The sequence below is a fragment of the Georgenia satyanarayanai genome (assembly GCF_023715365.1).
In the GTDB taxonomy this organism is placed as follows: domain Bacteria; phylum Actinomycetota; class Actinomycetes; order Actinomycetales; family Actinomycetaceae; genus Oceanitalea; species Oceanitalea satyanarayanai_B.
The window spans coordinates 102,099-114,984 of sequence record NZ_JAMBNZ010000009.1; the positions used below are offsets into that span (position 1 = coordinate 102,099).

Consider the following 12,886-nt stretch of genomic DNA (forward strand, 5'->3'; position numbering starts at 1 on the left):
TTCTTTTCCGACACAGGAGTGCGCAGGCCGTGACGAACGACGACGACGCACGGACCAGCGCCACGCGCCGCGACCGTGAGCAGCTGCGGTCCGAGGAGCCGGGCGACGCCGCCGGGCCGGCAGCCCGGCGCACGGGCGGCTGGCTGCGGGAGACCGCGATCGTCGTCGTGAGCGCGCTCGTCCTGTCCGTCCTCATCAAGACCTTCCTCGTCCAGGCCTTCTTCATCCCCTCCGGCTCGATGGAGGACACCTTCGCCGTCGGGGACCGGGTGCTGGTGAGCAAGCTGGCGCCGGGGCCGCTGGACGTCAGCCGCGGCGACGTCGTCGTCTTCGTCGACCCAGGCGGCTGGCTCGAGCCCCAGCCCGACACCCGCAACCAGCTGCAGCGCGGCGTCGAGGAGGTCCTCACCTTCGTCGGCCTGCTTCCGCAGAACGCCGGTGAGCACCTCATCAAGCGGATCATCGGCCTGGGCGGGGACACCGTCGAGTGCTGCGACGCGGACGGACGGATCACCGTCAACGGCGTCGGGATCGACGAGCCCTACCTCAAGCCGGGTGTCTCCCCGAGCGAGACCGAGTTCTCCGTCACCGTCCCCGAGAACCACCTGTGGCTCATGGGCGACAACCGCTCCAACTCCCAGGACTCCCGCGCCCACCAGGGCGACCCGGGCGGTGGTGCCGTGCCGATGCGCAACGTCGTCGGCACCGCCGTGCTCATCCTGTGGCCCTTCGACAGCTGGACCGTGCTCCGCAACCCGGGCGACACCTTCGCCGAGGTGCCCGAGCCCTGACCGGGCCCGTGCCTACGATGGCTGCGTGCCTGTGAACCGCGCGCCCACCCGGCAGCTGGAGCGTGAGCTGCTCGACTCCGGCCACCGGCTCGTCGCCGGGATGGACGAGGTGGGGCGCGGCGCCCTCGCCGGGCCCGTGAGCGTGGGCGTGTGCCTCGTCGACGCGAGCACCGGGCGACTGCCCCGCGGGCTGCGCGACTCCAAGCTCCTCACCGCCCCCGCCCGGGAGGCCCTGTGCGAGCCGGTGCGCCGCTGGTCGGTGGGCAGCGCCGTCGGGCACGCCGGGCCGGACGAGATCGACGCCCTCGGCATCATCGCCGCGCTGCGGCTCGCCGGGACCCGGGCCCTGGTGACGCTCGCCGGGCAGGGGCTGGTGCCCGACGTCGTCGTCCTCGACGGGATCCACGACTGGCTCACCCCGCCCGACGACCTGTTCGGCGGCCTCGACCCCGAGCTGCCCGTCCTTGTCCCGCCGGTGCGGACCCAGGTCAAGGGCGACCTGCGGTGCGCCGTCATCGCGGGGGCGAGCGTGCTGGCCAAGTGCGAGCGCGACGGGATCATGGTCGGGCTGGCCGAGGAGCACCCCGCCTACGGCTGGGAGGCCAACAAGGGCTACTCCGCCCCCGGGCACCTCGCCGCACTGCGCGAGCTCGGGCCCACCGAGCTGCACCGCCGGTCCTGGCGTCTGCCGACGGCTCAGGAGCCCGCTCGGGAAGCCGCCGTCACCGAGGCAGCTGTGCGCGAGGCCACGCCCGTCCCGGTGCCCGCCGGTGCGGCGCTCCCTCGTCCCGGGGCATGATGGGGACGTGAGTGCTGAGGACCTGGAGAACTACGAGGCCGATCTCGAGCTCGGCCTGTACCGCGAGTACCGGGACGTCGTCGGGCTCTTCTCCTACGTCGTGGAGACGGAGCGTCGCTTCTACCTCGCCAACGAGGTGGACCTGCAGGTGCGCTCGGCGGGCGGCGAGGTGTTCTTCGAGCTGACCCTCGGGGACGCGTGGGTGTGGGACGTCTACCGGTCCGCGCGCTTCGTGCGCTCGGTGCGGGTGGTGACGTTCAAGGACGTCAACGTCGAGGAGCTGCCGCGGGCGGAGCTCAACCTCCCGTCCTGAGGCCCTTGCCCCACAGGGCGGGCTCGCGCTGAAGCTGTCCACCGGTCGGTGACCGTGCCCGGACCCGCCCGGGCGGCGTCGGCGACGCTGGTCGCGGAGGTGGTGCCCCGTGGCCGCAAAGGACGAGCTCGGCGCCCGTGGCGAGCGCATCGCCGCAGCGATGCTCCGTGAGGACGGCTACGAGATCCTCGACCGCAACTGGCGCTGCCGCGAGGGCGAGATCGACATCGTCGCCCGGGACCCGCGCTCCGACGCCATCGCCTTCGTCGAGGTCAAGACCCGCAGCGGTACTGGCTTCGGCCACCCTTCCGAGGCTGTGGGCGCCGTCAAGCTCGAGCGGCTGCGGCGGCTGGCCGGGCGCTGGTTGAGCGAGCACGGCACGCGCGCCGCCGAGGTGCGCATCGATGTCGTCGCGGTGCTGCGCCGCCACGGGCGCCCCGCGCTCGTCGAGCACCTGCGGGCGGTGGGCTGAGGTGGGCCTGGCACGGACGTGGTCGGTGGCGCTCGTGGGCGTGGAGGGCCACCTCGTCCAGGTCGAGGCGCACGCGGCGAGCGGGCTGCCGGCCTTCATCCTCGTCGGGCTGCCCGACGCGTCGCTGTCCGAGGCACGCGAGCGCGTCCGCGCCGCGGTGACGTCCTGCGGGCTGCCCTGGGACGCGCGGCGGCGCACCGTCAACCTCTCCCCGGCGTCGCTGCCCAAGGCGGGCTCCGCCTTCGACCTCGCCATCGCGGTCGCCTGCCTGGGGGCGGACGGCCTGCCCGACGCCGGACGGGCCGGGAGGGCGGTCCACCTCGGCGAGCTCGGGCTGGACGGACGCGTCCACCCGGTGCGCGGGGTGCTGCCCGCGGTGGCCGCCGCCGTCGCCGCCGGCCGGCCCGACGTCGTCGTGCCCGCCGGCAATCTCGCCGAGGCACGGCTCGTCCCCGGTGCACGGGTGCGCGGGGTCCAGCACCTCACCGAGCTCGCGCGCGAGTACGGCGCGGACGTGAGCGTGCCGGTGCCCGAGCCGCTGCCGGTGCCGGCGCCGCCGGCGGCGCGGACGCCCCCGGACCTCGCGGAGGTCATCGGGCAGGACGAGGCACGCTTCGCCCTCGAGGTTGCCGCCGCCGGGGGCCACCACCTCCTCATGGTCGGGCCGCCTGGAGCGGGCAAGACGATGCTCGCCGCGCGCCTGCCCGGTCTGCTGCCCGACCTCGAGGACGCCGACGCCCTGGAGGTGACGGCGATCCACTCGGTGGCCGGCACCTTCGACGCCGGTGGGGGACTGTTGCGACGCCCGCCCTTCGAGGACCCCCACCACACGGCCACGGCCCAGGCCATCGTCGGAGGCGGGTCCGGGGTGCCGCGTCCCGGCGCCGCCTCCCGCGCCCACCGCGGCGTGCTCCTGCTCGACGAGGCCCCGGAGTTCGCGCGGCGGGTGCTCGACTCGCTGCGCCAGCCGCTCGAGCACGGGGAGATCGTCGTCCACCGCGCCCGTGGCGCCGCGCGCTACCCGGCCCGCTTCCAGCTCGTCCTCGCCGCCAACCCCTGCCCCTGCGGCAAGGCGACGGGCAAAGGCCTGGCGTGCACGTGCACGCCCCTGGAGCGGCGCCGGTACCTCGCCCGCCTGTCCGGGCCCCTGCTCGACCGCGTCGACCTCCAGATCGACGTCCCCGCGGTCACCCGCGCCTCCGCCGCGCTCGGCTCGGAGGGGGAGAGCAGCCGGGTCGTGTCCGCGCGGGTCGCCGCGGCGCGTGCGGCCCAGCACCGGCGGCTGGCGGGCACCCCGTGGCAGAGCAACGCCGAGGTTCCCGGAGCGTGGCTGCGCGCCCCGGAGCAGGGGCTGGGGACGCGGCCGCGTGCCGTGCTCGAGCGGGCCCTCGACTCCGGGACGCTGAGCCTGCGGGGGATGGACCGCGTGCTCAAGATCGCCTGGACGCTCGCCGACCTCTCCGAGCGTCCCCACCCCGACCTCGACGACGTCGGGGCCGCCATGAGCCTGCGCATCAGAGGAGGCACCGGTGCCTGACCTGCCCTTCGACACCACCGACCAGCGACTGGCCGCGGCCGCGTGGACACGCGTCGCCGAGCCCGGTGACCGCGCCGCCGGTGTGCTGCGCGCCCGCCTTGGGGCGGGCGCAGCACTCGAGTGGCTGTGCCACGTCCGGCGCGCCGGCTCGAGCTCGGTCCTCCCACCCGGCGGGGTCCTCGTGGACGACGCCGTCGCCGCCGATGACTGGCGCAAGGCCGTGGGCCGGTGGGTCCCGCGCCTCGACGACCTCGACATCCGGCGCGAGCTGAGCATGCTCGACGCCCTCGGCGGTCGTCTCCTCCTGCCGGGTGACGAGGAGTGGCCGACCGTGTTCGGGGACCTCGCCGAGCGGGCGCCGGCGGCACTCTGGGTGCGCGGCAACGGCCGCCTGGACCTGCCGCGCCCGGCCGTGGCGATCGTCGGGATGCGCGCGAGCACCCGGTACGGGGAGACCCTTGCCGCGCAGATGGCCATCGAGCTCGCCGAGCGGGGCGTCGTCGTCGTGTCCGGTGGCGCCTACGGGATCGACGCCGCTGCCCACCGCGGCGCGCTCAGCGCCGACGGCCTCACGTGGGCGGTGCTCGCCGGGGGAGTGGACCGTCTCTACCCGGCCGGCAACACCCGCCTGCTCGAGACGATCATGGACGAGGGCGTCGTCCTGGCCGAGCCGGCACCCGGCTCGTCGCCCGGCCGCCACCGCTTCCTCGAGCGCAACCGCCTGATCGCCGCCCTCGGCCGGGTGTGCGTCGTCGTCGAGGCCGGGTGGCGCTCGGGCGCCCTCAACACCGCCCGGCACGCCGAGGACCTCCTGCGTCCGGTGGCCGCGGTGCCGGGGCCGGTGACCTCGATGGCCTCGGCGGGCTGCCACCGCCTCCTGCGGGACCACGGCGCGGTGTGCGTCACCGACGCCGCGGACGTCCTCGAGCTACTCGCACCCAGCGGTGAGGACCTCGCGCCGGACCGGCCCGTGCAGCCCGGCCTGCTCGACGGGCTCGACCCCCTCGGCTCCCGGGTGCTCGACGCCCTGCCGGCGAGGTCCGCCGCGAGCCTGGCCAGCCTCGCGCGGGCGGCCGGACTGAGCGAGCGGGAGGTGCGGGCCGGTGTGGGGCGGCTCGAGCTGAGCGGCCACGCCCAGCGCAGCGGCAGCGGCTGGCGCCGCACCCCGAGGCTGACGTGAGCCACGTCACAGTGAGGTAACGTGGCAGGGCGACGATGTCGTCGTCGTACCGGCCACACCGACGCGACGAGGCGCCCGCGGGCCGGCTCAGCAGAGGAGGGCAAGAACATGGCAGGAAATCGCGCAGTCGCCTACAAGGGCACCGGTCAGGTGGAGATCATCGACACGGACTACCCGACCTTCGAGCTCAAGGACGGGCCGGGGGTCAACCCGGCGAACGTGGGACGCCAGGTGCACCACGGCGTCATCCTCAAGACCGTCGCGACGAACATCTGCGGCTCGGACCAGCACATGGTCCGGGGGCGCACCACGGCGCCGGCGGACCTCGTCCTCGGCCACGAGATCACCGGTGAGGTCGTCGAGGTCGGACGGGACGTGGAGTTCGTCAAGAAGGGCGACCTCGTCTCCGTGCCCTTCAACATCTCCTGCGGCCGCTGCGTCAACTGCAAGAAGCGGCGCACCGAGATCTGTCTCAACGTCAACCCCGACCGGCCCGGCAGCGCCTACGGCTACGTCGACATGGGTGGCTGGGTCGGCGGGCAGGCCGAGTACGTGCTCGTCCCCTACGCGGACTGGAACGCCCTCGTCTTCCCGGACAAGGCGCAGGCGATGGAGAAGATCCTCGACCTCACCATGCTCTCCGACATCCTGCCGACCGGGTACCACGGTGCGGTGAGCGCGAAGGTCGGGACGGGCTCAACCGTCTACATCGCCGGAGCGGGACCGGTCGGGCTCGCGGCCGCCGCCTCGGCGCAGCTGCTCGGCGCGGCCGTCGTCGTCGTCGGTGACTTCAACACCGAGCGCCTCGCCCAGGCGCGCAGCTTCGGCTGCGAGACGATCGACCTTAGCAAGGGGCAGCCGCACGAGCAGATCGAGGACCTGCTCAAGGTGCCCGAGGTCGACGCGGCCGTCGACGCCGTCGGCTTCGAGGCGATGGGTCACGGTGGCAAGGAGGCCCCGGCGACGGTGCTCAACAGCGTGATGAGCATCGTGTCTGCGGGCGCGTCGGTCGGCATCCCCGGTCTCTACGTCACCGGTGACCCGGGCGGCATCGACGAGGCGGCCCAGCGTGGCGCCCTGTCGATGGACTTCGGGACCGGCTGGGCGAAGGCACTCACCTTCGTCACGGGGCAGACCCCGGTGATGAAGTACCACCGCGGCCTCATGCAGGCGATCCTCAACGACAAGATCCACATCGCCAAGGCCGTCAACGCGGAGGTCATCAGCCTCGACGACGCACCCCGCGGGTACGAGGAGTTCGACAAGGGCGCGGCGAAGAAGTACGTCATCGACGCCCACGGCTCGATCCGCTGAGACCGACGCGCCTGGCGGTGAGGCTTGCCCTCACCGCCGGGACGCGCGACGGTGAGCACGTGCCCGACCCCTCCGCGCTCCTCGACGCCTTCGGGCGCCACCTCGCCCTGCAGCGAGGTCTGTCGGAGCACACCGTGCGCGGCTACCTCTCCGACGTCCGCTCCCTCCTCGACACGCTGCGCGAGGACGACGGCGCCGTGGACCTCGCCCGGCTCGACCTCACCGCCCTGCGCGCGTGGCTGGCCGGGCAGGCCCGCGAGGGGCGCTCGCGGTCGACGCTCGCCCGCCGCGCGGCGGCCGCGCGGACCTTCTGCTCCTGGGCCGTGCGCCAGGGGCACCTCGCCGAGGACGTCGGTGCGCGGCTGCAGAGCCCGCGGGCCGACAAGCGCGTGCCGCAGGTCCTCGCCGTCGACGAGGCGACCGTCCTGCTGGACCTCACGGCCCAGGTGGCTGACGACGGCGACCCCCTCCACCTGCGCGACTGGGCGGTCCTCGAGATGCTCTACGCGACCGGCGTGCGGGTCGCCGAGCTCGTCGGCATGGACCTCGCCGCCGTCGACCGACGTGAGCGGACCGTGCGGGTGCTCGGCAAGGGCGGCACCGAGCGGGTCGTCCCCTTCGGCGTCCCCGCCGACCGCGCACTGGCGGAGTGGCTCCAACGCGGCCGCCCGGAGCTCGTGACGCCGACGTCGCCACCGGCCCTCTTCCTCGGCGCGCGGGGAGGGCGTCTGGGCGTACGGGCGGTGCGCGAGCGGGTGCACGGCCTGACCGCGCTCGCCGGCGTGCGCGACATGTCGCCCCACGGCCTGCGGCACAGCGCCGCCACCCACCTGCTCGCCGGTGGCTCGGACCTGCGCACCGTCCAGGAGGTGCTCGGCCATGCCTCCCTCGCCACCACCCAGCGCTACACCCACGTGACTCCCGAGCGCTTGCGCGCCGCCTACACCCAAGCCCACCCCCGCGCCTGAACGTCTTGCCCGTTCATCGCCGAGAGGCGACGTATTCCCGACGCCCCACCTTCCGCCGACAGCTCACTTGTGACCGACCGGTCGCCTGCCGCCGACAGTCGGGTCCCGCCCACCAGCGGCTCGGTCACTACCGGCGGCTCACGTGCCGCTGACAGCCGGACCCCGCCCGCCAGCGGACTGCTGGCGCACGTCGAGCCGTGCAGCGCGGATCGGACCCGGTGGCGGGCTCGGTCCCTCACCCGTGCTGGGGAAGCAGCCGGATCACGACATCCTCGGTGAGGAGGGTGAGCGGATCGACGTAGCCGTCCCGACCCCGCCGTGCTCCCCAGTGCAGGCACGGCTCGTCAGGGCAGTGGTGGCCGAGCGGCTCGAGCACGCCGACCACCTGTCCCGCCGTCACCAGGGCGCCGCGGCGAGTTGTCGCCGTGACCGGCTCATAGGTGGTGCGGAGGCCGTCGGCGTGGTCGACGGACACGACGCCGCGGCCGGCGACCCGACCGGCGAAGGCGACGACGCCGTCGCCTGCCGCCCCGACATCTGCGCCCGCCGGGAGGGCGAGGTCGACGCCGCGGTGACCCGCCGCCCACCGTTCGGGTGGTGCGGCGAAGGGGCGGACGACCTCTCCGGAGCCGCCGGTCGGCCACTCGTACCGGACCCGGTCGACTGACGTGGTGGGGCTCTGCACGGCGACCTGTGGCGCGGGCGCGGGTTGCTGGGCCAGGAAGAGCGCACCACCGAGGACGGCGAGCACACCCGCCGCAGCCACGGTGCCACTGCTGAGACCCATGGCACCAGCATCGGGGCAGCGCGCCGGCACCGTCGGACGTCTGACGGCCTCTGGGGATGGCGGCCACGCGACGGTGACCGGTGGACCGGTCACAAGTGAGCGCTCGGCGGTCGGGGGAGGGAGTCACACGTCAGCCGTCGGCGTGGGTGGGGTGCGGGGCGGAATCCAGCTGTCGGCGGGATGGGGCTTTCGGTGTCGCGGGTACCACACACCGGCGGTCCTCCCTGCGCTGCCGGGGGGAGGGGGTGGGGTGCGGTAGAGTTGGCACCGCAGCCGGAGCGATCTGGTTGACATCGCGTGCCCACATGTCGCGCTCGCAGTCCCTCGGACCCAGCGACGCGAGGCAGCCGGCGCGGTCCCGCCAAGGCGGGGGCCGGCAGTCGTGAGCACCAGGAGTGGCGACCACCCGGTCGACCACAGACAACCGAGTAGCGGACAAGGCAGCGGTACGCCCGCGCCCTGTTCGCAGGACGTGCGGAGCACCCGCACCGGAAAGGACGAGCCATGGCCGTCGTCACCATGCGCCAGCTCCTCGAGAGCGGGGTCCACTTCGGGCACCAGACCCGTCGCTGGAACCCCAAGATGAAGCGCTTCATCTTCACCGAGCGCAACGGCATCTACATCATCGACCTCCAGCAGTCGCTGACCGACATCGACCGTGCCTACGAGTACGTCAAGGAGACGGTCGCCCACGGCGGCACGATCCTGTTCGTCGGAACCAAGAAGCAGGCGCAGGAAGCCGTCGCCGAGCAGGCCGCGCGCGTGGGCATGCCCTACGTCAACCAGCGCTGGCTCGGTGGCATGCTCACCAACTTCACCACCGTCAACAAGCGCCTGCAGCGCCTCAAGGAGCTCGAGCAGGTCGACTTCGACGACGTCGCCTCCAGCTCCTTCACGAAGAAGGAGCTGCTCATGCAGCGCCGCGAGAAGGACAAGCTCTCGCGCACGCTGGGTGGTATCCGCGACATGACCAAGGTGCCGTCTGCGGTGTGGATCGTGGACACCAAGAAGGAGCACCTGGCGGTCGCCGAGGCGCGCAAGCTGAACATCCCCGTCATCGCCATCCTCGACACCAACTGCGACCCGGACGAGGTCGACTACGGCATCCCGGGCAACGACGACGCCATCCGCGCAGTCGGTCTCCTCACCCGCGTGATCGCCGACGCCGCCGCTGCCGGTCTCGTCACGCGTCACGGTGGCGGCTCGGGCAACGCCCCGACCGAGGCCGAGCCGCTGGCCGAGTGGGAGCGCGAGCTCCTCGCCGCCAACGAGGCCGACCAGAGCGCGCAGGCCTCGCCGGTCGTCGCCGAGCAGGGTGACGCGGCCGTCGACGCCGCCCAGCACGTCGCCGGCGTGACGAACGACGCCGAGCAGGTCGCCGCCGCCGCCGAGGCCGGCGAGGAGTCCGCTCCCGTCGTCAGCGCCGAGGGCCCCGACACCACGCAGGTGGCCGACAACGCCCCCGCGACGGACGCCCCCGCGGCGGACGAGCCCCCCGCCAGCCAGGCCTGATCCCCGACACTCCGAGGAGACACACACATGGCGAACTACACCGCCGCTGACATCAAGGCGCTGCGCGAGAAGACCGGCGCCGGCATGATGGACGTCAAGAAGGCGCTGGACGAGGCCAACGGCGACGCCGACAAGGCCATCGAGATCATCCGCGTCAAGGGCCTGAAGGGCGTGGCCAAGCGTGAGGGCCGCGCGGCCTCCGACGGTCTCATCGCGATCGAGGTCGTCGCCGACGGCGAGGGCGAGACCGGTGTCATGGTCGAGCTCAACTCCGAGACGGACTTCGTCGCGAAGAACCAGGTCTTCATCACCCTCGCCGAGCAGGTCCTCGCGGCCGCCGTCGCCTCCGGTGCGGCCGACGTCGAGACCCTCCTCGCGGCCCCCGCCGGTGACAGCACCGTCGGCGCCCTCGTCGACGAGCACGCCGCCACCCTCGGCGAGAAGCTCGTCGTGCGTCGCGTGGCCCGCCTCTCCGGCGCGAAGGTGGCGCACTACCTGCACCGCACCGCCAAGGACCTGCCCCCGCAGGTCGGCGTCCTCGTCGCCACGGACGCTGCGGGCGCCGAGGTCGCCCGGGACGTCGCGATGCACATCGCGGCCTACAGCCCGCAGTACCTCACCCGTGAGGAGGTTCCGCAGGACGTCGTCGCCAACGAGCGTCGCATCGCCGAGGAGACCTCCCGCAACGAGGGCAAGCCCGAGGCTGCGCTCCCGAAGATCGTCGAGGGCCGCATGAACGGCTTCTTCAAGGAGACCGTGCTCCTCGAGCAGGCCTACGCCCGTGACCCGAAGACCACGGTCGGCAAGGTCGTCGAGGGTGCTGGTGGCACGCTGACCGGCTTCGTCCGGTTCCGCGTCGGCGCCTGACACACGTCGTCCGGGTGGCCCCGGCCCGCACGGGCCGGGGCCACCCGCACACCATCTTCCGGAGGTCTGCATGAACGTCTCGTCCGACACTCCCGCGAGCGGGCCCTCGCCCCGCCGGGTCCTCCTCAAGCTGTCCGGTGAGGTCTTCGGCGGCGGCTCCATCGGTCTCGACGCGGACGTCGTGGCCGGCGTGGCGAAGGAGATCGCCGAGGCGAACGCCGCCGGCGTGCAGATCGCCATCGTCGTCGGCGGTGGCAACTTCTTCCGCGGCGCCGAGCTCTCCCAGCGCGGCCTGGACCGCTCCCGCGCCGACTACATGGGCATGCTCGGCACCGTGATGAACGCCCTGGCCCTCCAGGACTTCCTCGAGCAGGCCGGCGTGCGCACCCGCGTGCAGACCGCCATCACGATGGGCCAGGTCGCCGAGCCGTACATCCCGCTGCGCGCCGTGCGGCACCTGGAGAAGGGCCGCGTCGTCATCTTCGGCGCCGGCGCGGGCATGCCCTTCTTCTCCACCGACACGGTCTCGGCCCAGCGTGCGCTCGAGACGCACTGCGACGAGGTGCTCGTCGGCAAGAACGGCGTCGACGGCGTCTACACCGCCGACCCGAACCTCGACCCCACGGCGACCCGCCTGGACCACGTGACCTACGGCGACGCGCTGCGCCAGGGTCTGCGGGTCGTCGACGCCGCCGCGTTCTCGCTGTGCATGGACAACGGCCTGACCATGCGCGTGTTCGGCATGACCACGCCCGGCAACGTCACGCGTGCGCTGCTCGGTGAGAAGATCGGCACACTGGTGACGGTCGACGGCGGTGGCGACACCTCCGCGGCAGGAGACGACATGAAGGAGACACGGTGATCGACGAGATCCTCTTCGAGGCCGAGGAGAAGATGGACAAGGCTGTGGAGGTGGCCAGCGAGGACTTCGCCGGCATCCGCACCGGCAGGGCGAACGCGGGGATGTTCTCCAAGATCCTCGTCGACTACTACGGCGCGCCCACTCCGCTGCAGCAGCTCGGGTCCCTGACGATCCCCGAGGCGCGCACCGTCCTCATCCAGCCCTACGACCGGGGCGCCGCCAACGCGATCATCAAGGCGCTGCGCGAGTCCGACCTGGGCGTCAACCCCACGGACGACGGCAACGTCATCCGCGTCGCGCTGCCCGTCCTCACCGAGGAGCGCCGCCGCGACTACGTCAAGCTCGCCAAGACCAAGGCCGAGGACGCGCGCATCTCCATCCGAAACGTCCGCCGCAAGGCCAAGGACGAGCTCGACCGGATGAAGAAGGACGGCGAGGCCGGCGAGGACGAGGTCGACCGCGCGGAGAAGGAGCTCGAGGGGCTGACGAAGAAGCGCGTCGACGCCGTCGACGAGCTCCTCGCCGGCAAGGAACGAGAGCTCCTCGAGGTCTGAGTGAGCACCACCGGCGGTGACCCGCCGCTCACCCGCCGTCAGATCCGTGAGATCCAGGAGGGTGCGCGGCGCGCCATCGTGACCCAGGCGCCGCCCAAGCCGGCCAGCCGCGCGGGACGCAACCTGCCCGCGGCGATCGCCGTCGGTCTGGGCCTGCTCGGCGTGCTCTTCCTGAGCCTGTTCGTGCGCGAGGAGGCGTTCGTGGTCCTCGCGCTGCTCGCCACGAGCGGTGCGCTGTGGGAGTTCGCGCGCGCCGTCGGCACCCGCGGCGTCGCCGTGCCGCTCCTGCCGCTGTGGGTGGGAAACGCGGGCATCCTCGTCTCGGCCTACACCGCCGGGCCGGGAGCGATGCTCGTCGCCTTCTTCCTCACCGCGGGCGGCGTGCTCGTGTGGCGCGTGCTCGACGGCGGAGGTCCCGACGCCGTGCGCGACGCCTGCGCCGGCGTCCTCGCCTCCGCCTACGTCTCCTTCCTCGCCGGCTTCGCCGTGCTCCTCCTCACCGAGGACCGCGGGCCCTGGCTCGTCCTCACCCTCGTGCTGTGCGCCGTCGCGAACGACACGGGCGGCTACGTCGCGGGCGTCCTCGTCGGCCGCCACCCGATGGCGCCGTCGATCAGCCCGAAGAAGTCGTGGGAGGGAGCCGGCGGCTCCCTCGTGCTCGCGGCCGCCGTCGGTGTGGGGCTGGCGCTCCTCGCGCTGGACGCGCCGTGGTGGGTAGGGCTGCTCCTCGGGGCCGGTGCCGTGGTCACCGCCACCGTCGGGGACCTCTCGGAGTCGCTTCTCAAGCGTGATCTCGGACTCAAGGACATGGGCACGCTCCTGCCCGGTCACGGCGGAATCCTCGACAGGCTCGACTCCCTGCTCATGACGGCGCCGGCCAGCTACCTCCTGCTCACGACGTTCGTCGGCTGACTCCCAGGAACGCATGGA

General features: G+C 73.1%; 14 protein-coding genes. 13 read left to right on the forward strand and 1 reads right to left on the reverse strand.

What is annotated here, in order from left to right:
- Window positions 1-29: 29 nt before the first annotated feature.
- The 8 genes from lepB (at window position 30) to M3148_RS12270 (ending at window position 7,374) form a co-directional block, all read left to right on the forward strand.
- Window positions 30-791 (forward strand): signal peptidase I, encoded by a 762-nt coding sequence (gene lepB, locus M3148_RS12235; protein ID WP_308203246.1) that lies wholly within the window; start codon window positions 30-32, stop codon window positions 789-791.
- 25 nt (window positions 792-816) lie between these two features.
- The gene (locus M3148_RS12240) at window positions 817-1,590 is read left to right on the forward strand and encodes a ribonuclease HII (RefSeq protein ID WP_251304982.1); all 774 of its coding nucleotides are present in this window, start codon (window positions 817-819) and stop codon (window positions 1,588-1,590) included.
- A gap of 7 nt (window positions 1,591-1,597) precedes the next feature.
- Window positions 1,598-1,903, forward strand: a complete 306-nt coding sequence (locus M3148_RS12245) for a DUF2469 domain-containing protein (protein WP_110852344.1) — start codon at window positions 1,598-1,600, stop codon at window positions 1,901-1,903.
- 109 nt (window positions 1,904-2,012) lie between these two features.
- Complete coding sequence (locus M3148_RS12250; protein WP_251304983.1) at window positions 2,013-2,375, forward strand: YraN family protein; 363 nt, start codon at window positions 2,013-2,015, stop codon at window positions 2,373-2,375.
- A gap of 1 nt (window position 2,376) precedes the next feature.
- Window positions 2,377-3,912 carry a YifB family Mg chelatase-like AAA ATPase gene (locus M3148_RS12255; RefSeq protein ID WP_251304984.1) on the forward strand — a complete coding sequence of 512 codons (1,536 nt, stop codon included), beginning with the start codon at window positions 2,377-2,379 and terminating at the stop codon, window positions 3,910-3,912.
- Window positions 3,905-5,092 (forward strand): DNA-processing protein DprA, encoded by a 1,188-nt coding sequence (dprA, locus tag M3148_RS12260; RefSeq protein WP_251304985.1) that lies wholly within the window; start codon window positions 3,905-3,907, stop codon window positions 5,090-5,092. The genes M3148_RS12255 and dprA overlap by 8 nt, the downstream gene beginning before the upstream one ends.
- Window positions 5,093-5,200: 108 nt before the next feature.
- Complete coding sequence (fdhA, locus tag M3148_RS12265) at window positions 5,201-6,406, forward strand: formaldehyde dehydrogenase, glutathione-independent (protein WP_251304986.1); 1,206 nt, start codon at window positions 5,201-5,203, stop codon at window positions 6,404-6,406.
- 17 nt (window positions 6,407-6,423) lie between these two features.
- Window positions 6,424-7,374, forward strand: a complete 951-nt coding sequence (locus M3148_RS12270) for a tyrosine recombinase XerC (protein WP_251304987.1) — start codon at window positions 6,424-6,426, stop codon at window positions 7,372-7,374.
- Window positions 7,375-7,609: 235 nt separating this feature from the next.
- On the opposite strand, the gene M3148_RS12275 is transcribed toward M3148_RS12270, so the two are convergent.
- Window positions 7,610-8,161: a M23 family metallopeptidase gene (locus M3148_RS12275; protein WP_251304988.1), complete on the reverse strand. Its 552-nt coding sequence runs from the start codon at window positions 8,159-8,161 to the stop codon at window positions 7,610-7,612.
- 504 nt (window positions 8,162-8,665) lie between these two features.
- Between M3148_RS12275 and rpsB the strand changes: the two genes are divergently transcribed.
- The 5 genes from rpsB to M3148_RS12300 all read left to right on the forward strand — a co-directional run bounded on the left by rpsB (window position 8,666) and on the right by M3148_RS12300 (window position 12,868).
- A complete protein-coding gene (rpsB, locus tag M3148_RS12280; RefSeq protein ID WP_251304989.1) occupies window positions 8,666-9,673 on the forward strand; it encodes a 30S ribosomal protein S2 in 1,008 nt (335 codons plus the stop codon).
- 27 nt (window positions 9,674-9,700) lie between these two features.
- Window positions 9,701-10,540, forward strand: a complete 840-nt coding sequence (gene tsf / locus M3148_RS12285; protein ID WP_251304990.1) for a translation elongation factor Ts — start codon at window positions 9,701-9,703, stop codon at window positions 10,538-10,540.
- 70 nt (window positions 10,541-10,610) lie between these two features.
- Window positions 10,611-11,402: a UMP kinase gene (pyrH, locus tag M3148_RS12290; protein WP_251304991.1), complete on the forward strand. Its 792-nt coding sequence runs from the start codon at window positions 10,611-10,613 to the stop codon at window positions 11,400-11,402.
- Window positions 11,399-11,956, forward strand: a complete 558-nt coding sequence (frr, locus tag M3148_RS12295; RefSeq protein ID WP_251304992.1) for a ribosome recycling factor — start codon at window positions 11,399-11,401, stop codon at window positions 11,954-11,956. Before pyrH ends, frr begins: the two co-directional genes overlap by 4 nt.
- Entirely contained in the window at window positions 11,957-12,868 is a 912-nt protein-coding gene (locus M3148_RS12300) for a phosphatidate cytidylyltransferase (protein ID WP_308203247.1), read from the forward strand.
- Window positions 12,869-12,886 lie beyond the last annotated feature (18 nt).

Excerpts from the sequence above, each read along its gene's own strand:
- fdhA (WP_251304986.1), top strand. The coding sequence starts at position 5,201 with ATGGCAGGAAATCGCGCAGTCGCCTACAAGGGCACCGGTCAGGTGGAG.
- M3148_RS12275 (WP_251304988.1), bottom strand. The coding sequence starts at position 8,161 with ATGGGTCTCAGCAGTGGCACCGTGGCTGCGGCGGGTGTGCTCGCCGTC.
- rpsB (WP_251304989.1), top strand. The coding sequence starts at position 8,666 with ATGGCCGTCGTCACCATGCGCCAGCTCCTCGAGAGCGGGGTCCACTTC.
- tsf (WP_251304990.1), top strand. The coding sequence starts at position 9,701 with ATGGCGAACTACACCGCCGCTGACATCAAGGCGCTGCGCGAGAAGACC.
- pyrH (WP_251304991.1), top strand. The coding sequence starts at position 10,611 with ATGAACGTCTCGTCCGACACTCCCGCGAGCGGGCCCTCGCCCCGCCGG.